The sequence below is a fragment of the Pseudonocardia oroxyli genome (genome assembly GCF_900102195.1).
GTDB lineage: Bacteria > Actinomycetota > Actinomycetes > Mycobacteriales > Pseudonocardiaceae > Pseudonocardia > Pseudonocardia oroxyli.
On record NZ_FNBE01000008.1, the window covers coordinates 232232 to 254679 of the forward strand.

General features: G+C 72.4%; 22 protein-coding genes and 1 tRNA gene. 13 read left to right on the plus strand and 10 right to left on the minus strand.

The genetic code is table 11. The annotated features are described in order from the left end of the window. Nucleotide 1: 1 nt before the first annotated feature. From BLS43_RS14540 to atzF, 6 genes are read right to left on the minus strand one after another with little or no spacing between them, the layout of a single operon-like run. Nucleotides 2-385: an allophanate hydrolase-related protein gene (locus BLS43_RS14540; protein WP_093084158.1), complete on the minus strand. Its 384-nt coding sequence runs from the start codon at nt 383-385 to the stop codon at nt 2-4. After that, the gene (locus BLS43_RS14545) at nt 382-831 is read right to left on the minus strand and encodes an AtzH-like domain-containing protein (protein WP_245707495.1); all 450 of its coding nucleotides are present in this window, start codon (nt 829-831) and stop codon (nt 382-384) included. Before BLS43_RS14545 ends, BLS43_RS14540 begins: the two co-directional genes overlap by 4 nt. After that, entirely contained in the window at nt 828-2486 is a 1659-nt protein-coding gene (locus BLS43_RS14550; RefSeq protein WP_093084161.1) for a regulator, read from the minus strand. The genes BLS43_RS14545 and BLS43_RS14550 overlap by 4 nt, the downstream gene beginning before the upstream one ends. After that, the gene (locus tag BLS43_RS14555; RefSeq protein ID WP_093084163.1) at nt 2483-3160 is read right to left on the minus strand and encodes a cysteine hydrolase family protein; all 678 of its coding nucleotides are present in this window, start codon (nt 3158-3160) and stop codon (nt 2483-2485) included. The genes BLS43_RS14550 and BLS43_RS14555 overlap by 4 nt, the downstream gene beginning before the upstream one ends. After that, nucleotides 3157-3891: a biuret amidohydrolase gene (gene biuH / locus BLS43_RS14560; protein ID WP_093084166.1), complete on the minus strand. Its 735-nt coding sequence runs from the start codon at nt 3889-3891 to the stop codon at nt 3157-3159. Before biuH ends, BLS43_RS14555 begins: the two co-directional genes overlap by 4 nt. Beyond that, nucleotides 3888-5213 (minus strand): allophanate hydrolase, encoded by a 1326-nt coding sequence (atzF, locus tag BLS43_RS31095; RefSeq protein WP_245707496.1) that lies wholly within the window; start codon nt 5211-5213, stop codon nt 3888-3890. Before atzF ends, biuH begins: the two co-directional genes overlap by 4 nt. 135 nt (nt 5214-5348) lie before the next feature. On the opposite strand from atzF, the gene BLS43_RS31100 reads away from it, so the two are divergent. From BLS43_RS31100 to BLS43_RS14575, 3 genes are read left to right on the plus strand one after another with little or no spacing between them, the layout of a single operon-like run. After that, entirely contained in the window at nt 5349-6008 is a 660-nt protein-coding gene (locus tag BLS43_RS31100) for a hypothetical protein (RefSeq protein WP_143030051.1), read from the plus strand. A gap of 13 nt (nt 6009-6021) precedes the next feature. Then, nucleotides 6022-8007: a histidine kinase gene (locus BLS43_RS31105; RefSeq protein ID WP_143030052.1), complete on the plus strand. Its 1986-nt coding sequence runs from the start codon at nt 6022-6024 to the stop codon at nt 8005-8007. Next, a complete protein-coding gene (locus BLS43_RS14575; RefSeq protein WP_093084172.1) occupies nt 8004-8681 on the plus strand; it encodes a response regulator in 678 nt (225 codons plus the stop codon). Before BLS43_RS31105 ends, BLS43_RS14575 begins: the two co-directional genes overlap by 4 nt. Here BLS43_RS14575 and BLS43_RS14580 read toward each other — a convergent pair. After that, nucleotides 8639-9319, minus strand: coding sequence for a GntR family transcriptional regulator (locus BLS43_RS14580; RefSeq protein ID WP_093084174.1), 681 nt, complete (start codon nt 9317-9319; stop codon nt 8639-8641). The genes BLS43_RS14575 and BLS43_RS14580 overlap by 43 nt on opposite strands. A 51-nt stretch (nt 9320-9370) precedes the next feature. Next, entirely contained in the window at nt 9371-10090 is a 720-nt protein-coding gene (locus BLS43_RS14585; protein WP_093084177.1) for a VIT1/CCC1 transporter family protein, read from the minus strand. Nucleotides 10091-10125: 35 nt separating this feature from the next. Between BLS43_RS14585 and BLS43_RS14590 the strand changes: the two genes are divergently transcribed. The 8 genes from BLS43_RS14590 to BLS43_RS14620 all read left to right on the plus strand — a co-directional run bounded on the left by BLS43_RS14590 (nt 10126) and on the right by BLS43_RS14620 (nt 15748). Continuing rightward, nucleotides 10126-11595 carry a cryptochrome/photolyase family protein gene (locus tag BLS43_RS14590; RefSeq protein WP_093084180.1) on the plus strand — a complete coding sequence of 490 codons (1470 nt, stop codon included), beginning with the start codon at nt 10126-10128 and terminating at the stop codon, nt 11593-11595. Nucleotides 11596-11652: 57 nt separating this feature from the next. Further along, nucleotides 11653-12129, plus strand: a complete 477-nt coding sequence (locus BLS43_RS14595) for a MauE/DoxX family redox-associated membrane protein (RefSeq protein WP_093084183.1) — start codon at nt 11653-11655, stop codon at nt 12127-12129. Between the two features lie 14 nt (nt 12130-12143). Further along, nucleotides 12144-12908, plus strand: a complete 765-nt coding sequence (locus BLS43_RS14600; protein WP_093084186.1) for a DsbA family protein — start codon at nt 12144-12146, stop codon at nt 12906-12908. Nucleotides 12909-12980: 72 nt separating this feature from the next. Continuing rightward, nucleotides 12981-13053: transfer RNA gene (locus BLS43_RS14605), tRNA-Ala, on the plus strand. Nucleotides 13054-13145: 92 nt separating this feature from the next. Further along, nucleotides 13146-13586 (plus strand): hypothetical protein, encoded by a 441-nt coding sequence (locus tag BLS43_RS14610; RefSeq protein ID WP_093084189.1) that lies wholly within the window; start codon nt 13146-13148, stop codon nt 13584-13586. A gap of 251 nt (nt 13587-13837) precedes the next feature. Then, nucleotides 13838-14704, plus strand: coding sequence for a relaxase domain-containing protein (locus BLS43_RS29415; protein WP_143030053.1), 867 nt, complete (start codon nt 13838-13840; stop codon nt 14702-14704). Continuing rightward, the gene (locus tag BLS43_RS32025) at nt 14701-14979 is read left to right on the plus strand and encodes an AAA family ATPase (RefSeq protein WP_425438546.1); all 279 of its coding nucleotides are present in this window, start codon (nt 14701-14703) and stop codon (nt 14977-14979) included. Before BLS43_RS29415 ends, BLS43_RS32025 begins: the two co-directional genes overlap by 4 nt. Nucleotides 14980-15031: 52 nt before the next feature. Next, nucleotides 15032-15748, plus strand: a complete 717-nt coding sequence (locus BLS43_RS14620; RefSeq protein ID WP_143030054.1) for a hypothetical protein — start codon at nt 15032-15034, stop codon at nt 15746-15748. 214 nt (nt 15749-15962) lie between these two features. Here BLS43_RS14620 and BLS43_RS14625 read toward each other — a convergent pair whose 3' ends face one another. Continuing rightward, nucleotides 15963-16295, minus strand: a complete 333-nt coding sequence (locus BLS43_RS14625; protein WP_093084198.1) for a hypothetical protein — start codon at nt 16293-16295, stop codon at nt 15963-15965. Nucleotides 16296-16305: 10 nt separating this feature from the next. On the opposite strand from BLS43_RS14625, the gene BLS43_RS14630 reads away from it, so the two are divergent. Further along, nucleotides 16306-16848 carry a bifunctional DNA primase/polymerase gene (locus tag BLS43_RS14630; protein WP_218129821.1) on the plus strand — a complete coding sequence of 181 codons (543 nt, stop codon included), beginning with the start codon at nt 16306-16308 and terminating at the stop codon, nt 16846-16848. Between the two features lie 594 nt (nt 16849-17442). Here the strand turns inward: BLS43_RS14630 and BLS43_RS14635 are convergent. After that, nucleotides 17443-19818: a helix-turn-helix transcriptional regulator gene (locus BLS43_RS14635; RefSeq protein ID WP_143030055.1), complete on the minus strand. Its 2376-nt coding sequence runs from the start codon at nt 19816-19818 to the stop codon at nt 17443-17445. 986 nt (nt 19819-20804) lie between these two features. On the opposite strand from BLS43_RS14635, the gene BLS43_RS14640 reads away from it, so the two are divergent. After that, a complete protein-coding gene (locus BLS43_RS14640; RefSeq protein ID WP_218129822.1) occupies nt 20805-22427 on the plus strand; it encodes a flavin-containing monooxygenase in 1623 nt (540 codons plus the stop codon). The last annotated feature ends 21 nt before the right edge of the window (nt 22428-22448 follow it).

The window sequence follows — 22448 nt, forward strand, 5'->3', positions numbered from 1 at the left end:
CTCAGCGCGCGGCGAGGTAGGCGGGCCAGCTCCCGTGCGCGGTGACGTCGTCGCCCGTGGCCCACGACTCGCAGATCAGGCCGACGACGGAGTCGCCGTCCGCCAGCGCCAGTCGTCCGACGGCCAGGGGGGACGGCAGGGAGACGGCCAGCTCGCCGACCGCTCCCACGGCCATGGTGAACAGCTCCACCTCCACCGACTCGCCGCCCTCGGCGACCCGCACCAGCCCACCGCGGGCGACGCCCGCCCCGTCCAGCGCGAGCAGCCGGTAGACGGGGGCGGTGCGGGCGACGCGGAGGAACCGGGCGCCGAGGGTGAGGAGCTCCCCGTGCAGCGGGTGGCCGCGCCGGTGGGCGGCGACCACCGCCACCGGCACGGTCCTCACGCCGGCACCTCGGACACGTGCGCCGCCACGATCCGCCAGCCCTCCGGCAGCTTCGCCCAGGTCTGGGTCTGGCGGCCCTCGGCGGGGGAACCCGGGTAGCCGAACAGGGTGCTGACGACCGCCGTGGTGGGCGAGGTGGCGAGGACGACCGTCTCGGACAGCGTGCGACCGGGTGGCACCCCGGGGTTCGCCGCCCGCCACGCCGCGATCTCCGCCGCGCCGTACTGGCGGTCCGCCACGCCGTAGCGCACGCAGCGGGGGTCGTCCCAGAACAGCTCGGTGAGCACGGCGACGTCCGCCTCGCGCAGGGCCCGCTCGTACCGCCCGAACACGGCGGCGACCTCGGCCGCCGTGTCGGGGAGGGCCCCGGCGTCGGGGAAGGACGAGGGACCCGCCGCGGGGGCGTGTGCCCCCGCCCCCGCGGCGGTCAGACGGACCACGTTCACGCCGTGGCCGGCTTCTCGGCGGTCTCCCCGCTCGGCACACCCTCCCGGGGGGCGGGGACGCCCTCGCCGGGCTCCGCGCCGACGAGGTCCGCGGCCACGGGCTGGTCCTCGCGCACGCCCGTGTCGGTCCGGCCCCGCATGACCAGCCCGAACGCCGCCAGCACGATCGCGGCGAACAGGTAGCCGAGGGCGATCTGGCCGCCCACGTTCCAGCCCACCTGCTCGGCGTGGATCAGCCCGATGAACCCGAGCACCGCCCCGATCGCCGAGTAGGTCGCGGCGGCGAAGAAGTTCTTGTCGATGATGAACGCGGTGATGGCGCCGAGCACGAGCCCGGCCAGGATCGCGCCGCCGCCGAGCAGCGCGGTCCCGTGGTAGACGAGCCCGGCGTTCGCCAGCGCGTCCTCGCCCACGTCCGCGGCGGTGGTCCCGGCCGCCGACAAGGCGTTGTTCATCAGGCCGGTCGCCCAGGAGGCGATGTTCGGGATGATCGCGATGACCACCGCGACGGCGTGCCGCTTCGGGGTCTCCTGGAAGGCCTGGGCGCCGATCAGCAGGCCGATGTAGAGCAGGATCGGGACGATCGCCGGCAGCGGGAGCAGGGCGCCCAGCAGCGAGAACAGCCCGAGGAAGCACATCAGCGCGATCACGACGCCGGACGCCAGCGAGTACGTCGTGCGGCCGCCTGCGGCCTTCCAGCCGGGGTGGCCGATGTACACGGCGGGCGGGAAGGGGCAGCCGAGCGCCGAGCCGACGATCGCCCCGGCGCCGTCCGCGAGCAGGATCGAGCGGAGGTTGTACTCGTCGCCCGCGACGGCGGCGGACTCCACGTTCGTCATGCCCTCGGTGAAGTTGTAGATGCCGAGCGGGATCGCAGTGGCGAGCAACGGCGCGACGTCCGCGAGGCCGTGGCCGAGCCGGGCGAAGTCGAACCAGGGCAGGTTGACGGACACGTCCGAGGCGGCCGCGGCGACGGCGTCGCCGGACATGTACCCGCCCGCCCAGCCGATCGCGGTGCCGACGAGCAGGGCGGCGAGTCCGACCGGGATGTTGCCCGGCAGCTTCAGGTCGGTGAAGAACCCGATCAGGATGATCACCATCACCGGCAGCGCGATCCAGAGCGCGGTGAACATCTGCGCTGCGGGCCGCATCGAGATGAACGCGATCGAGATGCCGGCGAGCGTGCCGAGCATGGCCGCCTGCGGCGTGTACTTGCGGATGTACGGACCGACGAACGCGCCGAGCAGCACGATCACGCCGATGATCAGCGACCACGCGAGGCCCGCCGCCCAGGCGACGAGCGGGTCCTTCGTCGTCAGATAGATCGGCAGCATGATCACGAAGACCACGATGAACATGTGCGGTACGGACGGGCCGTAGGGCATGGCGCAGACGTCGGTGCGGCCCTCCTTGCGGGCCAGCCTGCGCGCGAGGTACGTGTAGTAGACGTTGCCGATCAGCAGCTGCACACCCAGCGCCGGGAGGATCACCCCGAACACCTCGGCGCCCGGGATGTTGATCACGCCGATGCAGAGCCCGGTCAGCACCAACACGTTGACCAGGGTGTTGAAGCCGAGGCCGAAGAAGGCGTTGGTGTCACCCGACACCCACCAGGACAGCTTCATCGGGGTGGGCTTCTCGTCGATGACACTCATGCGACGACCTCCTGGGACTCGAGGGCTGCGAGCAGGGCGGACGAGGGGGCGACCCAGCCGAAGATCCCGCCCTGGGCGGCGATCATCTCCAGGGCGACGCGGTGGAACTCGGGGAAGTACGAGCCGGTGCAGTCCGAGAGCACGAGGCACTCGTAGCCCCGGTCGTTGGCCTCCCGGACGGTGGTGTGCACACAGACCTCGGTCGTCACCCCGGCGACGACCAGGGAGCTGATGCCCTTCTCGCGCAGCAGGTCCCCGAACCCGGTGCCGTGGAAGCTGCCCTTGCCCGGCTTGTCGACGACCGGCTCCCCCGGCAGCGGGGCCAGCTCGTCGATGATGTCGTGGCCGTACTCGCCGCGGATCAGGATGCGCCCCTTGGGCCCGGGGTCCCCGATGCGCAGCGACGGGTTGCCGCGGTTGAGCTTGGCGGGTGGGCAGTCCGACAGGTCGGGCGCATGGCCCTCGCGGGTGTGGATCACCGTCATGCCCAGCGCCCGGGCGGTGGCGAGGACCTGCTGCAGGGGCGGGATCACGCTGCGCAGCAACGACACGTCGTTGCCGAGGGTCTCGCCGAAGCCCTCGGGCTCGCAGAAGTCCCGCTGCATGTCGATGATCACCAGCGCGGTGGTCGCGGGGTCGAACGAGTACGGTCCGGGGTTCGCGTCCACGATCATGAGTCACTCCAGGTGGTCGCCTCGACGACGGCGTCGGCGGTCCCGACGGCGCCGAAGACCCCGCCCTGCATGGTCACCATGTGCAGGGCGGCGTCGTGGTTGGCGGGGTCGGTGGCGCCGGTGCAGTCCGAGAGGATCAGGCACTCGTAGCCGCGGTCGTTCGCCTCCCGCATGGTGGTGTGCACGCAGACGTCGGTGGTGATGCCGGTCAGCAGGATGTGGGTGATCCCGTTGCTGCGCAGCACCAGGTCGAGCTGGGTGGCGTAGAAGGCGCCCTTGCCCGGCTTGTCGATCAGCACCTCGCCGGGCACCGGCGCGACCTCCGGGACGATCTCCCAGCCGGGCTCGCCGCGCACGAGGATCCGCCCGGTCGGTCCGGGGGAGCCGATCTCCGCGCCGATCTGCTTCGAGCGCCAGCGCTTGTTGGCGGGCAGGTCGGACAGGTCGGGGGCGTGGCCCTCCCGGGTGTGGACCACCAGCATCCCGGTCTCGCGGGCGTGCGCGAGGAGCCGGGCGGTCGGCCCGAGCCCCTTTCTCGTCAGCCCGATGTCATAGCCCATGCGGTCGACGTAGCCGCCCGGCCCGCAGAAGTCGACCTGCCAGTCGATGCAGATCAGGGCCGTCTTGGACGCGGGGACCGCGCCGTCGTACGGCCAGGCGTAGGGGCGGGCCGCGACGGGGCCGATCGTCGCGGTGCGCGTGCTCGTGCTGAGATCTGTGGAGCCTGTCATGCCACCTCCATCGGTGTCGGGACGAGCGCGGCTGCTGCGGTCAGCAGTCGGGTCTCGGAGAACGCGGGGCCGAACAGGGTCACCCCGCAGGGCCGCCCGTCGGCCGTGAACCCCGCGGGGACGGCGACGGCGGCGAGGTCGAGCAGGTTCGTGAACTGCGTGTACCGGCCGAGCACGAGGTTGCGGCCGACCGGGTCCTCGGTCAGCTGCGCGCGGGTGAACGTGGTCGGGACCGTGGGGAGCAGCAGCACGTCGGCGGTCTCGAACAGCCGGGCCGCCCAGGCCTTGAGCTCCTGGAGCCGGTAGATCGCCCGGAACGTGTCGACGGCGCTGAAGTCCGCGCCGCGCGCGATCACCGCGCGGGTCACGGGCAGCACCGCGCCGTCGCCCGCCAGGAAGTCCTCCAGGTGGGCCAGCCGCTCGGCCACCCACGGCCCGCCGTAGAGCAGGTCGCCCGCCTCCCGCAACGGAGCGGCGTCACAGCGCACGAACCCGTCCGCCCTGGTCACCGCGGCCTCGACCACCTCGGCGAACCGCGCCTCGACGGCGGGGTCGAGCTCCAGGCCGTCCGGGACGGCGAGCCGCAGGCCGGGCGCCGCGGGGGCGTCGGCTCGCGACCACGGGTCGTCCGGGTCGGGGCCGGCGAGGACGTCGAGCACCGTGGCGGCGTCGGCCAGGTCGCGGGTGAACACGCTGACGCAGTCCAGCGAGCGGCACGCGGGCACCACGCCCGAGGCGCCGACGAGCCCGCGGGTCGGCTTGAGCCCGACGATCCCGTTGAGCGCGGCGGGGACCCGGCCGGAGCCCGCGGTGTCCGTGCCCAGGGCCACCGGCACGATCCCGGCGGCCACGGCGACCGCCGACCCGGAGCTGGATCCGCCGGAGATCAGGTCCCCGCCGTACACCGACTCCGGTGCGCCGTACGGGGAGCGGGTGCCGTTGAGGCCGGTGGCGAACTGGTCCAGGTTCGTCTTCCCGACGACGATCGCGCCCGCCTCGCGCAGCCGCCGCACGGCCCCGGCGTCGGCCGTGGGGGTGTAGGCGAAGTCCGGGCAGGCGGCGGTGGTGGGCAGCCCGGCCACGTCGATGTTGTCCTTGACCGCCACCGGGATCCCCCACAGGGGCAGGGCCCGGTCCAGGCCCTCGAGCTCCGCGGCCCGCTCGCGCAGCACCTCCGCGGGCGTGACGCTGATCCACACCGCGTCGTCCCCACGACTGGCGATGTGCGCGAGCACGTCTTCGACCACCGTGAGGGGCCGGAGCGTCCCGGCCCGGTAGGCCGCCCGGAGTGCACGCACCCCGAGCGCTGTCACTGTCTGCACTCCGTCGATTGTCGACAGTTGGGTGTCAGGGCAAGCCTCCCGACGTAACGGCTGTGTGAACCCCGTCTCTGTCCCGGGCACCCGGGACACCCCGACACGGGTGGTCGGGACAGGCGCCGGGCGACCCTGGCCCGCATGACCACACACGCCCTCCCCGCCGTGCCGCCGCGCGTCCGCCCCCGTGCCTGGGTCTGGTGCGGGATCGCCGCCGGCGTCCTCGGCCTCGGCGGTCTGCTCGCCACCGGCAACCTCTACGACCCCGCCGCGGGGCTGCTGTCGGACAACGCGCGACTGCTCGAGGCGGTCCGCGGGTCCGCGACGCTGATCCTCGCCCACCAGGTGCTGTGCGCCGCGCTCGTCGGGCTGCTGGTGGTGTTCGGGACCGGGCTCGAAGGCCGGCTGCGTCAGACCCTGCCCGCGGGCTCGCTGCTCCCGGGGATCGCGGCGGCCGGCGTCGGGCTCACCGCCGTCGCGCTGCTCGTCGGCGCGGGGTACGACACCGACCTCTGGTGGGCGCTGCCGCCGGAGGTCGCGCTCGACCCGGACGCGGTGAGCGGCTACGTCGTCTTCTACAACACGATCCCGTGGCTGTGGGGCGGGCTGGCGCTCAGCGCGGGCGCGACCGCGGTCGCGGGCCTGCGGCACGGGGCGGTCGGGCGGCCCACGGCGTGGTGGGGCGCGGCCTGCGCGACGCTGCTGGTCGCCACCCAGCTCGCCCCCGCGCAGTACGCCGCGGTCCTGCCCGGGGCGCTCTGGCTGATGGGGGCGTTCACGTTCCTGCGTGCTCGCCCGTGATCGTCGTGTGTCCGTGATCCACGCCCTGGCGGTCCCCGCGGCCGCGGCGACGGTAGTCGCGGCCGGGCTGGGCGGGCTCCTGGCGCTCCACTCGGGCGCCGCGGTCACCGACGTCGCGTCCCTGCTGTTCGTCGTCGCGTGCGGGGTGGCGGGCGGGCTGGTCGCCCGGCAACGACCGACGGACCGGGTCGGGCCCCTGCTGCTGGGCGCCGGGCTGTCCTTCGCCGTCGCCGAGGCGTGCGGCCGGACCGCCCTCGCGCTGCCCGACGGACCGCTCGCGGCGGCCCTCGGCTGGCCGCAGACCTGGCTCTGGGTGCCCGGCAACACCTGCCTCGCCCTCGTGCCGCTCGCCCTCGCCGAGCCCGCGTCGCGGCTGCGGCGGGCGGTGGGGGGAGCGGTACTGGTCGCCGGCGTGGTCACCGCCCCGCTCGCCGCCCTGCGGCCCGGTGTCGACCGGCAGCCCGGGGTCCCGAGCAGACCGAACGCCCTGGGCGTGCCCGCGCTGCAGGGGTGGGTCGACCCGATCGCGGCGGCGTTCACCCTGGTCGTGGGGGCGGCGTTCCTGGTCGGCGGCGCGCTGGTGGCCCGTCGCTGGTGGCGCACCCCGCGCCAGGACCCGTTGCGCCACCGGCTCCAGTGGCCGATGTGGGCGCTCGTCGTGGCCTGCGCCACGGTGCTCCTGCGCCTGGTCTCGGGTCTGCTCGACGACGATCCCGCACTCTGGCCCGTCGGCGCCCCGGTCTGGGAGGTGGCCGGGTCGGCGGCCGCGGCGCTGCCCCCGGTCGCGGTGGCGGTCGGGCTGGTGCGCCACCGGATCGTCGACATCGACCGGCTCGCGGGCCGCACCCTGCTCTACGGCGGGCTCACCGCCACCGTGCTCGCCGCCTACCTCGCGGTGGTGACGGCCGCTGTGCACGTCCTCGGCCCGGCCGCGGGCCTGCCGGCGTCCGCGCTGGTGGCGGCCGGTGCGGCGGTGGGCGCCGAGCCGCTGCGGCGAAGGTGGCAGCGCCGGGTCGACCGCCTGCTCTACGGCGAGCGCGGCGACCCGTACGCCGTCCTCGCCGGGCTCGGCGCCCGGCTGGAGTCCGTGGCCGACCGGGCCGCGCTGGCGGACGTCGCCGAGGCGGTCCGGACCTCGCTGCGGCTGTCCGCGGTGGTGGTCGTCGGGCCCGACGGGGTGCTCGCCACCGCCGGGTCCCCGCCCGGCGAGCCGGAGGTCGTCCCGCTGCGGGCGGGCGGGGACCGGGTCGGGGAGCTGCGCCTGGCCGGGCGCGAGACCCGCGCGCGGCGGGACCGGGCGCTGCTGGCGGAGATCGCCCGCCCGATCGCCGCGGTGGTCCGGGCGGTGGCGGAGGCCGAACGGGCGGACCGGCTCACCGCCGACCTGCGGCGCTCGCGGCAGCGGCTGGTCCTGGCCGCGGAGGAGGAGCGCAGGCGCCTGCGCCGCGACCTGCACGACGGGCTCGGCCCCACCCTCGCCGGGCTCGCCCTGCGCGCCGAGGCCGCCCGGGAGCTGGGTGACGACGCCGCAGGCCGGGTCCTGCTCGACGAGATCGTCGCCGACACCGCGACCGCCCTGGCGGACGTCCGGCGGCTGGTCGACGGCCTGCGCCCGCCCGCGCTCGACACCCTCGGCCTGGTCGGGGCGCTGCGGGCGCACCTGTCCGCGCGGCCGCCGGGGACGGCGCCCGTCGACCTCGAGGACGCGCTCGGCGACGCGCCGCTGCCCGCGGCGGCCGAGGTCGCCGCCTTCCGGATCGCCGTCGAGGCGGTGGCCAACGCCGACCGGCACGCCCGCGCCCGCCGGATCCGGGTGGCGGTGCGTGGGCCGGTGCCCCTGTGGCTCCGGGTCGCCGACGACGGGGTGGGCCTGCCCGCCCACCCGCGCGCCGGCGTCGGGTTGGGATCGATGCGGGAGCGCGCGGCCGAGCTCGGTGGCCGCTGCACGGTGCGCGGCGTGACCGAGGGCGGGACGGAGGTGATCGTGTGTCTGCCGTGACGGACCCGGTCCGGGTGCTGGTGGTCGACGACCACCGGGCGTTCCGGTCCGGCGTGTGCGCCCTGCTGCGCACCGATCCCGGCGTGCTGGTGTGCGGCGAGGCCGCGAGCGGGGAGGAGGCGGTGGCGGCGGTCCGCGCGCACCACCCGGACGTCGTGCTGCTGGACCTGACCATGCCCGGCATGGGCGGGGTCGCGGCGGCCGAGCGGATCGTCGAGGCCAGCCCGCACGCCCGCGTCCTGGTCCTCAGCATGGCCGACGACGACCACTCCGTCCTCGCGGCGTTGCGCGCGGGGGCCCGCGGCTACCTGCTCAAGGGGTCCGGGCGGGCGCAGATCCTGCGCGCGGTGCGGGCCGTCGCCGCGGGCGAGGCCGCGTTGGGCCCGTCGGTCGCGGCACGGCTGGGGGCCTTCCTCGCCCCGACCCCGCCGCCGGTCGACCCGTTCCCGGAGCTGACCGCCCGCGAGTCCGACGTGCTCGCGCTGCTGGCGCAGAACCTGACGAACCCGCAGATCGCGGCCAGGATGGGGATCGGTGACAAGACCGTCCGCAACCACGTCTCCGCGATCTTCGGCAAGCTGGGGGTGGCCGACCGGGCGGGCGCGGCGGAGCTGGTGCGGCTGCGCGGCGGTCAGGCCCCGTCGAGCCCGGGGGAGAGCTCCGGCGCGAGGTAGGTCTGGGCGCCGTGGCCCGCCAGCGCGGCGAGGACGGTCGCGGCGTCGCCCGAGGCGACCGCCTCGAACAGGTGCCGGTGCCGGTGCGCACCCTCGGCGGGGGAGCGCTGCTCGGCCTCCCGGCGCATGTTGGCGGCCATGTAGAGCTGCAGCTGCATGATCACCGGCTCGTACACGCGCAGGAGGTGCCGGTGCCCCGCCAGCGCGACGAGCGCGACGTGGAACTCGCGGTGCGCGTCCGCCCGGTCGAGCGAGGCGTCCTGCGTCGCGGCACGCTCGATCCGCTCCGTCGCCCGCTCGAGGACCGCGAGCCGCTCGGGGTCCGGCGGCGCCGCCAGCGCGGTCTCCACGGCGTAGCGCTCCAGCGCGTCCCGCAGCCCGAACAGCTCCGCCATGTCCGTGGCCGACAGCTCCGCGACCCGCACGCCGCGCCGCGGCAGGTGCTCGACGAGGCCCTGTTGCCCCAGCAGCCGCAGCGCCTCCCGGACCGGCGCCCGGCTGATCCCGAACCGCCTGGTCAGCTGCTCCTCGACCAGCCGCTCACCCGGGGCGATCGCGCCGCGCAGGATGTCCCCGCGGATCCGCTCCAGCGCGAGCTCGACGAGGCTCTGCGCCCCCAGGCCGAGCTCAGCGGTCACGGCTCCTCCTCGCGATGGTGTGGCTCCAGCCTGTCACACACTCGCGGCAGGTCAGCTCACACCGACACCGATCAGCGTTCCCACGAGGTAGGTCGCACCCGCGGCGATGGCGCCGAACAGGAGCTGGCGCAGCCCGCCGCTCCACCAGGTGCGGATGGTGAACCTGCTGCTCAGGGCCCCCGCCACGAACAGGCCGACCGCGCCGATCCCGAGCCCGAGCAGCAGCGACGAGGAGCCGAACAGGAACGACAGCAGCGGGATGATCCCCCCGATCGCGAAGCACGCGAACGAGGAGCCCGCCGCCACCCAGGGCGACGGCTTGTCGTCCAGGCTCACGCCCAGCTCCTGCGTCACGTGGACCCGCAGCGCGACCTCGGGGTCGGCGTCGATCTCGTCCGCGACCCGGTTCGCGGTCTCCTCGGTCAGCCCCATCTCGCGGTAGCGCGCGACGAGCTCGGCGCGTTCGGCGCGGGGGTGTCGGGCGAGCTCCCGCCGCTCGAGGGCGGCCTCGGCGTCCACCGCCTCGTTCTGGGTGCCGACGGAGGCGAACTCGCCCAACGCCATCGAGAACGCGCCCGCCACGAGCCCGGCCATCCCGGTGAGGATGATGACCTCGCGGTCGGCGCCCCCGCCGCCCACGCCCGCCAGCAGGGCGATGCTGGTGACCAGCCCGTCCATCGCACCGAAGGTCGCGGCCCGCAGCCAACCCCCGGAGACGTCCCGGTGGCGGTGGTCGTCCTGGTGCTCGGCGAGCTCGGCGGCGTCGTCCACGTGCGGAAGCGTAGCGCCGACCCCACACTGACCCGATGGAACCGCTCTGGTTGTTCGCGGACCAACTGGGCCCCCACGTGCACGCGACCGACGAGATGCGCGACCGCGAGGTCGTGCTCGTCGAGTCGACGAAGGCGCTGCGCCGCAAGCGGTTCCACCGGCAGAAGCTGCACCTGGTGCTGTCCGGCATGCGCCACCTCGCCGACGAGCTCGGCGACCGGGTGCGCTACCTCGAGGCCGACACCTACCGGGAGGCCCTCGAACGGGTGGGGGAGCCGGTCGTCGTGCACACGCCGACGTCCTTCGCCGCGGCCGACCTCGTCGAGCGCCTGCGGAAGGACGGCCTGGTCTCCGGCGTGCTGCCCACCCCCACCTTCGCCCTGTCCAAGGCGGAGTTCGACGACTGGGCGGGCGACCGAGACCGGTTCCGCATGGAGGACTTCTACCGCGCCCAGCGCGAACGCTTCTCCGTCCTCATGGACGGCGACCAGCCGGTCGGCGGGACGTGGAACCTCGACCACGACAACCGCGAACCACCGCCCAAGGGCGAGGCGCACCTCCCGGTGCCGGGTCCGTGGCAGCCGACCGAGGACGACATCGACGAGCAGGTTCGCCGGGACCTGCAGGACGTGCCCGCGGTCGGCGTCGACGGCCCGCGCCGCTTCGCCGTCACCCACGACGAGGCCCAGCAGGCGTTGCGGCACTTCGTCGGTCACCGGCTGGAGCTGTTCGGCCCGTACGAGGACGCGGTCATGGAACAGGACTGGGCGATGGCCCACTCCCTGCTCTCGGTGCCGCTGAACCACGGCGTCCTGCACCCGCTCGAGGCCGTGCACGCCGCCGAGCAGGCCTACCGCGCCCAGGAGGTGCCGCTGGCCTCCGCGGAGGGGTTCGTCCGGCAGGTCCTCGGCTGGCGCGAGTACGTGTGGCAGCTCTACTGGCGTTTCGGTCGCGGCTACACCCGCCGGAACGCCCTGCGCGCCCACACCCCGCTCCCGGACTGGTTCACCGAGCTCGACGCCGACGCGGTCACCGCCGCCTGCCTGCGCTCGGCGCTGGAGGGGGTGCGGGACCGGGGCTGGGTGCACCACATCCCGCGGCTGATGGTGCTGGGCAACCACGCCCTGCAGCGCGGCTACCGCCCCGCCGAGCTCAGCGAGTGGTTCCGCACCGCCTTCGTCGACGGCTTCGAATGGGTCATGCCGCCCAACGTGATCGGCATGAGCCAACATGCGGACGGCGGCCTGCTGGCGACCAAGCCGTACTCCTCGGGAGGCGCCTACCTCCACCGCATGACCGACCACTGCGGCGGCTGTGCCTTCGACCCGAGGAAGCGCCTCGGCGAGGACGCCTGCCCCTTCACCGCCGGCTACTGGCAGTGGGTCCACCGCCACCGCGAGCTGCTGTCCGAGAACAACCGCACCGCCCGGGCGGTCGCAGGCCTGAACCGCCTGTCGGACCTGGACCAGGTCCTGGAACAGGAGTCCGCCCGCGAACACTTCTGAGGTCCCGGTCCGAGGGTCCTCACCCCGGTCTCAGGTGGCGGGTCTACCGTTCCTCGCGTGACGGGGAGCCGGGCGCTCGACGGGATCGGTACCCTCGCGCGCCTCGGCCTCGCGGCCGTCTGGATCACCTCCGGCCTGCTCAAGGCGGTGGACCCGGCGCAGACCTACGTGGCGGTCCGGGCGTACGACGTCCTGTCCCGCACGGCCGTCGGCGTCGTCGCGGGTGTCCTCCCGTGGTTCGAGCTCGCCCTGGGACTGCTGCTCCTCGCGGGCGTCGGCGTCCGCGCGGTGGCCGTGCTGTCCGCCGGGCTGCTCCTGGTGTTCCTCGCGGGCGTGACGCAGGCGTGGGTGCGCGGGCTGTCCATCGACTGCGGCTGCTTCGGCGGCGGCGGTGCGGTGGCGCCGGGACAGACGCAGTACGTCCAGGAGATCCTGCGAGACGTCGGGTTCCTGGCCCTGGCGGCCTGGCTGGTCGTGCGCCCGCGCACGCTGTTCGCCGCCGAGCGGCGGCTCGTCACGTCGGGACTCGGGTAAGGAAGGGAACGGAAGTGGGCGGAGCGGACCGCAACGAGCGGCGACGTCGTCAGGAGGCCGCACAGGCCAGGCTGAAGGCGGCGGGGATCAAGCCCGAACGCAAGGGGCTCTCCGGGAACACGCTGGTGCTCGCGATCGTGGCCGTCGTCGTGATCGCGGCGATCGTGGTCGGCGTCGTCGTGACCCTGAACAACCGGAGCACCGAGGCCGCCGGTCCCGCCCCGAACTACCCGGTGGCGCGCTCGGGTGCCGTCATCACCGCGGGCCAGCCGAGCGCCCCGGTGACGGTGGACATCTACGAGGACTACCTCTGCCCGTACTGCGAGCGGCTGGAGTCGGCGTACAAGGACCAGATCACCACGGCGTTGAACGCGGGCCAGATCAAGGTCGACTATCACGCGATCTCGATCCTCGACCGTGCGAGCAGCCCCGCGGGCTACTCCACCCGCGCGGCCAACGCAGCCATCTGCGCCGCGGACGCCGGCATCTTCCCCGCCTACCACGCGGAGCTGTACGCCGACCAGCCCTCGGAGGGCAGCGCGGGCTTCTCGGTCCAGGAGCTCACGGACAAGGGCACGGCACTCGGCGCGGGCGGCACCTTCGGCCAATGCGTCGCGGCCCAGGCCAACAGCGGCCTGATCCAGGACGCGACCAACACGGCCGCCGCGAACCCGGCCTTGCAGACGAACGGCAACTTCGGCACCCCCACCGTCGCCATCGGCGGCCGGAAGATCGACGTCAACGACTCGGACTGGCTGCAGAAGGCCATCGCGGGCTGACCCGCCCGCCTTCGCGGGGACCCCCTCCCACGGGGTCCCCGCGAGGGTGTTGTAGGGTTCTGTTCATCGCAAGGGGCTGTGGCGCAGCTGGTAGCGCACTTGACTGGCAGTCAAGGGGTCAGGGGTTCGAGTCCCCTCAGCTCCACCCTTCTGACCAGGCCCGATGAGTCTCCTGAATCGTCGGGCCTGTCGTTTTGTGGCGCCACTTGTGGTGCCAACCGGCCTTACGCCCGTGCCATGGCCACCGCTCCCCGCCGCAAGCGCCCCCGCGGCCAGATCGTGCAGCTGACCAGCGGCTCGCTGCAGGTCCGCGTGTTCGTCGGGCGGGATCCGGTCACCAAGCAGCGCCACTACCTCCAGGTGACCCTGCGGCGCGGCCCGGACGCTGACGCGGAGGCTGAGAGGGTCCTGCGTCGGCTGCTGGTCCAAGTCGACGAGCAGCTGAACCCACGGACCTCGGCTATCGTCCGTCAGCTGCTGGAGAAGCACTTCCTGCTGCTCGACGTGGAGCGAACCACCAAGGCGACCTACCAGAACCTCGCCCGGACCCACATCGTGCCGCTAATCGGCCCGGTGAAGTTGGCGGCGCTCACCTCCGAGGTCTTCGACTCCTTCTACGCCGAACTCCGTCGCTGCCGGCTCCACTGCAAGCGCCGTCGGATGATCGAGCACCGGTGAAGACTGTGCACGACTGCGACCACCGCTGCCGCCATAGATGCAAGCCGCTTGCACAGTCGACGATCCGACAGATCCACGTCATCCTTAGGCGCGCTCAGGCGTGCCGTCCGATGGAAATGGCTGTCGCGCAGCCCGATCGAGAACGCCGAGCCGCCGAAGCAGGCGCCCGGCCAACCCCTTGCCGCCGACGTCCGCCGAGGCCGAACGCATTCTGAACGCGTCCTGCGAGGACCCCGGACTGGGGTGTGCCGATGTGGCTGACCATGGTCACCGGCGCCCGCCGTGGCGAGCTTTGCGCGCTGCGGTGGGACGACGTCGAGCTCGTAACTGGCACGCTCCGCGTCCTGCGGTCGATCGCCGAGCTCAAGACGGAGACGTGGGAGAAGGACACCAGGACCCACCAGCACCGCCGAATCGCACTCGACCCGGAATCGGTCACGCAGCTCACTGCTCATCGGGCGCGCACCCGGCCCGACGGTCGCGCGCGGGAGGTCGTGGGCATGGATCGCGAGCTTCTCGATCTCTTCTCCTCCCACCGCCACGCCATCACCACCCGCATCCGGGAGCTGGAGCGGGCGTTCGTCGCCCGCGTCGGGCGCGAGCCGGCGCCGTTGGAGCGCACCCGCCTCACGCAACAGGCGACCTTGGCGACCCGAGCGGCCAAGGACCGCCACGGCGAGACGCTCGAGCAGCGGATCGACCGCTGGGAGGCGGAGACGCGGTGGGCGGTAGCAGGTGGATTCGGCAAGGTCGTCCGGGACGCCCTGGCCCAGGACGCCGGGCCCGCAGCCGAGTGGTCCGAGCGGGACGTGATCGAGCGAGCCCTCGCCAACATCGGTGAGCACCGCGCGTCGTGGTTGCGGCAGGACCTCCTGCGGGCGGTGTCCGACGAGCTACCGGCGCACCTCGGACTGGCTCCCGACCAGGTGCGTCCTCTGTTGGAGCAGCTGGCGGATCGGGCTCTGGCGGATGCCGTTCCGATCACGCCGCCCCCGGTGCTCGCCGACCTTCCCGACGAGCTGCGGCGCGCGGACGGAGCGTCGATGTTCGAGCGTTCGGGCAGTGCGCGGTTCAGTGTCGCGCCGCATCTCGTCGCCGAGGGTGTGCTGCGGCGCTGACCGCGGAGGAGGCCGACACCGTTGTCGCTCGCTTCGCCGAGTCCGGGCACGAGCTTGACGCGGACCAGGCGGCGGCGATCCGCGGCGTTCTGACGTCGGGTGCTCGGGTCGAGGTGCTGTCGGCGGCAGCCGGGACCGGGAAGACCTTCACCGTCGGCGCACTGACCGAGGCATGGACCGGAGCCGGGCGTCGAGTCATCGGGCTCGCTCCCTCCCAGGTCGCAGCGGACCTCCTCCAGGACGAGGGACTTCGTGCCGCGAACCCCGGGGCTTGACCTACCCGACGCCGGGGCAGAGGAGGCCGATCTCAGCGACGGCCAGCTCCGCATGCGGGTCCGTGCCTACGAGCGCGAGACCGCGTGGGCGCCGCGCTGGGTGGGGGACGAGCTCGACCGAACCCACCAGGAGGCCTCGAAGGCCGCGGCAGACGCCGATGTCTGGTCCGCACGGGCCACCGCCGAACCCGAGCGCGCACAGCTCGCCGAGGCGGCCGAGCGAGCCCGCCGCGAGTCGGACTCGCTCGCAGATCGCGCCGAGCAGCTCGAGGCGGCGGACGAGGCGAGGGCGACCTGGAACGCGCACACCGCCCAGACCAGGGATAAGGCGGAGCGAGCCCGCGTCGAGCTCGGCGCGCGCGGTGTCGACCTGACCCACCCGGGCGCCCGGGTCACCGCCGAGGATTGGCTCGCCGTCCACCTCGACGCGCAGCGAGCCGACGACGCCCACCGAGAGATCACCGAGGACGACCTCGCCCAGGACCAGGACCATGCCCGCCACATCGACGGGCCTGAGACCGCGATGCCGGACCTTCGCGACCGCAGCGTCGTCGACCCGACCGAGCGAGCGGACAACCCCGCGCGGATTCCGACGGTCGACGAGACCACCGCCGTAGTCGCCCGAGCACAGCTGGCACTGGCCGAGATCGAGGCGCGGGACGCCGCGGACGCCCAGCGAGAGGACGACACGTCCTGGACCACGACCCGAGAGGAGACGGCCGAATGGAACGACGACCTCGTCGCGGAGCGCCAACTTGCGTGCTTCTGAGCGGCCGAGATCCGCGCCAGCAACCGCTGCGTGCGTTCGACGGCGACGCGTGCGTCGTTGCGGGCGGCGTGCCGCTCCTCTGGTCCCAGGTTCGACCTGGTTGGGCAGCGATGGCGGCCTCGACCATCGCCTGGACGTCGGCAGGGCGCCCGTCAGCGAGGCGCCGCGGCAGTGGCAGGGGAGACGTCATCTGCCCCAGCAGCCAGGCCGTCGCCTACCCCTCGGCCTGCTCCGCGTCGATGTCGCGCGGCGCGAGGTAGGCGACGTCGAGATCGCGGCAGATCGTTGCGATCGGGGTGGCGAGTCGGGGGAGAGGAGCGCGCGAGCCGACCGGCGCTCCGCTTCGGCGGCCCGACGGTCCGACGGCTGTTCCTCGCGGCCCGTTTGCCGGTGCGGCCGCTCCGCCGCGCACGCAGGCGAGGGCCGCGGTCACACCGAAGGCACGTCGGTCGCCGTCCGCCGCGTCGGCATAGGCAAGCCAGTGCAGGTCCGCGATCTGCGCACGCGACGGCACGACCCAGCCGGGTTCGCTCGCCGTCCACGCCATGGCGCCGAGTATGCGCGCTGCCGCCCCGCTCGGGCAGCCCGAATCGGAGGCCGCCGCGATGCCCGGTACTGACCTGCTGCGAGCTGCGCTCGCCCACACCCGTCGCGGCTGGCACGTGTTTCCGCTGCGCCCCAGCGACAAGCGTCCTGCGATCCGGGACTGGGAGACCCGGGCGACGACCGACGTCGTCCGGATCCGCAAGGCCTGGTCGCGGGAGCCGTTCGGGATCGGTATCGCCTGCGGCCCGTCAGGTCTGGTGGTGCTCGACCTGGACCGCCCGAAGCCCGACAGCGTCCGGCCACCGGAGTGGGACCGGCCCGGGATCACCGACGGCGTGGATGTCTTGGCCGCGCTGGCCGGGGACCACGGCGCCGAGGTGCCGTTGGCGACCTTCTCGGTTCTCACCGGGAGCGGAGGCGCGCACCTCTACCTCACCGCGCCCGCCGGCGTAGGGATCAAGAACTCGGCAGAGTCATTGATGTTCGCGCGGCCCCACTGTGGACACATCGCGACCACAGACGAGGTTGACGCTGGTCAGAGGAGTGCGACTTGACGCGTGCTCGAAGGATTCCGGAGTTCAGCTCGTCGCCCCGCCTAAGTCTATCGGGACCCTTCGCTAATGTGCGCGTCATGGTTGATCAGAACGGATTCGGCCGTTCCACGGCCCGGAGCACGTTGCCGATCTCCACAGCCCGCTCGGCGAGCTGATCCTCGGCTGGAAGGACGGTCCGGTCCAGACCACATCTCGACGGGCGAGGGTGGACGTGGCCCGCGCGACGCTGATCGGCGGACTGGCGTCGAGCGCCCCGCCTGGCGCGACGTAGGTGGCCGTCGCCGAAACGGACGGAGCGGAGCGGAGCGGGAGGCTGCCTCCCGTCCCAGCGGCTCCCCGTCGGATCAGGGGAGAAGCACAGAGCCCTGTTTTGACTGCTGAGTCAGACCTCGAGGACGTTGTCATCAACGGGATCCTTGCCAAGATCCGCGGAGTCGAAGACGGTGGCGCCAAGATCTGGATTGAACTGAGCAACGGGGAGTTGCCGCCGTCGAGACTGAGCAGCCGCTCGAAGCTCTCAGCAAGAATCAGCTTGCAATATATGGCTTGCCCCGGGTCAGGTCACGGGCTGGGAAGTAGCGTTCGCCACCTTGCTCACCACTCGGGTACTGACGCCCGGGAACCTGACCGCGTGCTCACCCAGGCCGCGATCTGGGCCCGCGAGGAGAAACCCAGCTTCGTCAGCAGTGTCTGCACGTGGCCCTCGATCGTGCGGGTGGACAAGGTCAGTCGTTGCGCGATGGTCCGGTTGGACATGCCCTGCGCGACGAACGCGGCGATCTGGGCCTCCCGCCTGGTCAGGGTCGGCTCTGAGCCGCCAAGACCCCGGGGCTGGTCCGGCGAGGCGACCGCGGTCGTGGGCGCGGTCGGCGTGCTTCGGACGGCCGGGGTTCGGTCGGCGGTGTCGCCGTCCAGCACGAGCGCCAGCGCCTCGGGCCTGCCGACGGATGTGCCGCGGGCCTGCCACTCGGCGAGCGCGGCGTGCCCGATCAGGGCGGTGACCTGTTCCACGCACCGGCGTCTGTACTCCAACCAGGTACGCGAGTCGTACAGCTCCATGCCGAACTCCCGCCACAACCGTCCGGCGGCGCCGAGTGCGACGGCAGCGCGCTGGCCGTCGCCTTGGTCCGCCCGGATCCACGCGGCCAGCTCGAAGATCAACGCGCTACCGATCACGTCGTCGAACGGACCCTTCATCCGCGCGGACCGAGCCAACCGGTCGAGGGCCGCCGTTCCCCGCCCGGCCCAATGATCGATCAGCGACAGCCCATAAAGGACATAGGAGTACAACCACTGCTCGCCGTGCCGCTCGCAAGTCTCTGCGGCATCAGTGAACAGCTGCGCGGCGAGCACTGTCCGCCCCTGGGTGGTCCGCAGGAGGCCGGTGTGCATGGCCAGGCATACCCGCCAGCCTTCAGACGCGCCGTGCTCCCGGTAGATGGCCTCGGCCTGATCCAGTAGATCGCCCGCGCCGTCCGGGTCGCCGTCGAAGGCCTCCGCCAGCCCGAGTATGTGCCGGGCGTACCCGGCACCGAGGAGATCCCCTAGCTGTTCCGCGGCGATCAGCCCGACGCGGAGCAGCTCTCGCCCCTCGACACGCTCACCCTGGATGACCAGCAAGTACGCCAGTAAGATGAGCGCGCGCATTCGCTCCACGCTCGGCGGATCCTCAGCGGAGGCAGCGAGCAGCCGCTCGAGCCACTGGCGGCCCTCGGATGGGGCGCGCGGGAGCCAGTAGAACCACAGCGACACGGCAATGTGCAGTCCGACGGCGTGGTGCTCGGCGTCAGCCGTGCTCGCCCACAGCGCCGCCCGCAGATTGTTGTGTTCGGTGCCGAGCTCGGCGAACGTCTCCCGCTCCTGGTAGAACCAGTCACGATTCTGCTCGTCGACCAGCCGTCGGCACCACTGCAGGTAGCAGTCCCGGGCCCGGTCGCGCTTCGCCCGAGTCTCCGAAACGGCATCAAGCAGGTTCAGCCCGTATTCGCGAATCGTCTCCAGCATCCGGAACCGGACTCGGCCGTTCGACTCGGCCCGTACCAGCACCGACTTGTCGACCAGCCCCGACAGGCCCACCAGGACCTCATCCGGCTGCGCCGTGCCGGCCTCGACGCAGACGTACTCCAGGGCGTCGAGGGTGAACCCGCCAGCGAACAGCGACGCGCAGGCCCACAGCCGCTGCTCCAGCGGGGTGCAGAGCTCGCAAGTCCAGTCCAGTGTGGTTCGCAGGGTCTGATGTCGCGCCGGTCGGCCCGGGCGGACGTCCGCGAGCAACCGGAATCGATCTTGCAGTCGCTCCCCGAGTTCGCGCAGCGACAACACCTTGAGTCGGACCGCGGCCAGTTCGATAGCCAGCGGGATCCCCTCGAGGCGCCGGCACAGGGCTGCGACGTCGGCCACGTTGTCTTCGGTGATGCTGAAGCCGGGTACCGCAGCGGAGGCCCGGTCAGCGAACAGCGTCATGGCCGAGTACGCGAGCGCGCCCTCTAGGGATACCTCGTCGTCGGGGAGGTGCAGCGGCGCCACGGTGAATAGCTGCTCGGACTGGACCGCGAGCGGCTGTCGGCTGGTTGCCAGCACGTGCAGCGTCGGGGCGGCACAGAGCAGCCTCTCGACCAGCGTGCCGACCTCCGCGGCCAGGTGCTCGCAGTTGTCCAACACGAGCAGGGTCGGCTTGAGCCGGAGTTCTTCGACGACCAGATCCAGGGGTGGGCGACTGGACCGGCCTAGGCCGAGGGCATCGACCAGCACGGTGGCCAGCAGGTCCGTTTGTCGGGCCGGGGCCAGCTCGACGACGCGGGCGCCGCCGGGAAAAGCGCCATGATTACGCGCCGCCGCTCGCAGCGCCAGCCGGGTCTTGCCCACTCCGCCCGGCCCGAGCAACGTGATCAGCCGTTTCGACCGCAGCAGCTGGCGCAGCTCGGAGAGCTCACCAACCCGTCCGACGAAGCTGGTCAGTTCTCCGGACACGTGTAACCGGGCACCAGAGCGGACCGGTTCGGGAGCGCCATTGCCCACTTGTTCACCATACATGCCGGCTGGCGCCCCGTTGCGCTTCACGCGACCCATCGACCGGCGCTGCGTCCTGCTCACCGAGCTCCAGTCGGACCGCGGCCTCCTTCGCCGCTTCCCCTCGCGGACCTTGCGATCGCAGTCGACGGGACCGCGTCCACGAGGGACGTGTCGGTTCGAGATCGTCGTCGATCGAGTCGCTCAGTAGCGGGACGTCGGTGGGACCACACGACGTGCCTTGGGCGCCCCCAGGGCAAGGGTGGTGCTCGTCCCTGCAAGCACATCCGTCGTCCGCCGCATCACCGGCTCGTGTTGCCCTCAGGGGGTCGAGTCGTCAGGCGCCCCGACGCCCGTGATCGGCATGTCGATGGGGTCGATGCCGCACTATCTGGAGCGCCTCCAGGTTTGTAGGACGATGTCGTCGACGTCGCGGGGCTCGGCGCCCTGCTGAAACGCGCTTCCCACCGCGCGATGGCGGGCACACTCACCTCCCCGAGATCTTCCCGACGAGTGTCTCCCAGGACACCCCGCCGTAGGTGCTCACGTATTGCACCGCGGCTGCTGCGGGTCGGTGGCTCGGGTACGAGGCACAGCTCCGCCCGGACGCGCCTGGGCGGCGGCCGCGAGGCCGAGGAGCGCAGGAGGATGCGGTGGAAGCCGCGGATCCGCGTCCGGTCGGACACGCCCCAGGCGCGCCAGTCGGGTCCGCATGGGTGGCGCAGCGCAGGGCCGTGTCGCCGGGGCCGAGCTGCACTCACTGACGGTGCACACCCCACGCCACACTGGCTCTGCCTGCCCGTCCAGGAGGCGGCAAGGGCTCATCGCTGACCGAGCGGGTCGCGCCGGAGTCAGGCTTGGGCGAGCTCCCCGGCCTGCGAACCAGGTAGCGAACTACGTAATGTCTACGTGGTCCGACACCGCCCCCGCAGGTCACCGTAGACCGCATGACCGACTACGACTGCATCATCATCGGCGCCGGGTTCGGCGGCCTCCGTGCCATGATCGAGATGCGCCGCCGCGGGCTGACCGCTCGGGTGATCGAGTCCGGCTCTGACGTCGGTGGCACCTGGTACTGGAACCGCTACCCGGGCGCTCGCACCGACTCGGAGAGCTGGGTGTACTGCTTCAGCTTCGACGACGACCTGCTCCAGGACTGGGACTGGAAGGCGCGCTACCCCGACCAACCGGAGGTGCAGCGCTATCTCGCGCACGTGGCCGACCGCTTCGATCTGCGCCGCGAGATCGACTTCGACACCCGGGTCGAGTGCGCCGTCCGCGACGACGCCACCAACTCGTGGACCGTCTCAACAAGCTCAGGCAACCAGCTGACCTGCACTTATCTGATCCCAGCGACCGGCCCGTTGTCGGTCCCCTACCTGCCACCGTTCCCGGGCATCGAGTCTTTCCGCGGCGAATGGCACCTGACCGCCCGATGGCCGAAGGAGTCGGTCGACCTCACTGGCAAGCGCGTTGCGGTCGTCGGCACCGGAGCTACTGCCGTTCAGCTGATCCCGGAGGCCGCGCAACTGGCCGACCACGTCACGGTCTTCCAGCGCACCCCGAACTACGTCATACCCGCGCGCAACGGCATGCTCGGTGACAATCAGCGGCGGTCGATCAAGGCCCACTACGGTGACATCTGGAAGCAGGTAGGCGAGCACGTCTTCGGTATGGCGATCAACGCTGCCGGGCGGGTGCTCGCCGATGTCGACGGGGCCGAGGCCCGCCGCATCCTGGAGCGTGGCTGGGAGGTCGGCGGCTTCCGCTTCCTGTTCGAGTCGTTCGACGACGTCTTCACCAATCAGGAGACGAACGACGTGGTGTCCGAGTTCGTCCGGGACAAGATCCGGTCGATCGTGGTGGACCCGACCACCGCCGAGCTGCTGTGCCCGAAGGGCTACCCCGTGGGCGGGAAGCGTCCCCCTCTCGGACATCATTACTACGAGACCTTCAACCGGCCGAACGTGTCGCTTGTCGACGTGAGCGGCAACCCGATCGAGTCGGTCACCGAGGCCGGCATCCGGCTGGCCGACGGCAGCGAGCGCGAGTTCGACATGATCGTCTTCGCTACCGGGTTCGACGCCGTCACCGGAGGTCTGACCACGATCGATATTCGCTCGTCCGCCGGCGTCTCGCTCGCCGAAGCCTGGGCGGACGGCTCCGAGACCCAGCTCGGAATCGGGGTGACCGGATTCCCGAACATGTTCATGATCGGCGGCCCGGGGTCCCCCATCGGCAACTTCCCGCCGGCGCAGGACGTCGCGGTGCCCTGGATCGCCGACGCGATCGAGCACCTGCGAGCCACGGGCGCTGACGCCATGGAGGCCGACCAGTCGGCCATGCAGGCCTTCGGCCGGCACCTTCGTGACATGATCGACGCTACTGTCTTCGGTCAGGGTGACGAACTGCGGTCCTTTCTCATCGGCGCCAACGTGCCGGGCAAACCGCACGTGCCGCTGTTTCACTTCGGTGGCTTTCCCGCGTACTGCAAGGAGCTGCAGGACTGCGCGGACGCCGGGTACGTGGGCTTCACGATCAAGGCCGCTCCGGTGCGGGCTCACGTATGACAGGCGGGTCCCGGATCCCGC

Excerpts from the sequence above, each read along its gene's own strand:
- BLS43_RS14550 (WP_093084161.1), bottom strand. The coding sequence starts at position 2,486 with ATGAGTGTCATCGACGAGAAGCCCACCCCGATGAAGCTGTCCTGGTGG.
- BLS43_RS14555 (WP_093084163.1), bottom strand. The coding sequence starts at position 3,160 with ATGATCGTGGACGCGAACCCCGGACCGTACTCGTTCGACCCCGCGACC.
- biuH (WP_093084166.1), bottom strand. The coding sequence starts at position 3,891 with ATGACAGGCTCCACAGATCTCAGCACGAGCACGCGCACCGCGACGATC.
- BLS43_RS31100 (WP_143030051.1), top strand. The coding sequence starts at position 5,349 with ATGACCACACACGCCCTCCCCGCCGTGCCGCCGCGCGTCCGCCCCCGT.
- BLS43_RS14590 (WP_093084180.1), top strand. The coding sequence starts at position 10,126 with ATGGAACCGCTCTGGTTGTTCGCGGACCAACTGGGCCCCCACGTGCAC.
- BLS43_RS14610 (WP_093084189.1), top strand. The coding sequence starts at position 13,146 with ATGGCCACCGCTCCCCGCCGCAAGCGCCCCCGCGGCCAGATCGTGCAG.
- BLS43_RS29415 (WP_143030053.1), top strand. The coding sequence starts at position 13,838 with ATGTGGCTGACCATGGTCACCGGCGCCCGCCGTGGCGAGCTTTGCGCG.
- BLS43_RS14620 (WP_143030054.1), top strand. The coding sequence starts at position 15,032 with ATGCGGGTCCGTGCCTACGAGCGCGAGACCGCGTGGGCGCCGCGCTGG.
- BLS43_RS14625 (WP_093084198.1), bottom strand. The coding sequence starts at position 16,295 with ATGGCGTGGACGGCGAGCGAACCCGGCTGGGTCGTGCCGTCGCGTGCG.
- BLS43_RS14630 (WP_218129821.1), top strand. The coding sequence starts at position 16,306 with ATGCGCGCTGCCGCCCCGCTCGGGCAGCCCGAATCGGAGGCCGCCGCG.
- BLS43_RS14640 (WP_218129822.1), top strand. The coding sequence starts at position 20,805 with ATGACCGACTACGACTGCATCATCATCGGCGCCGGGTTCGGCGGCCTC.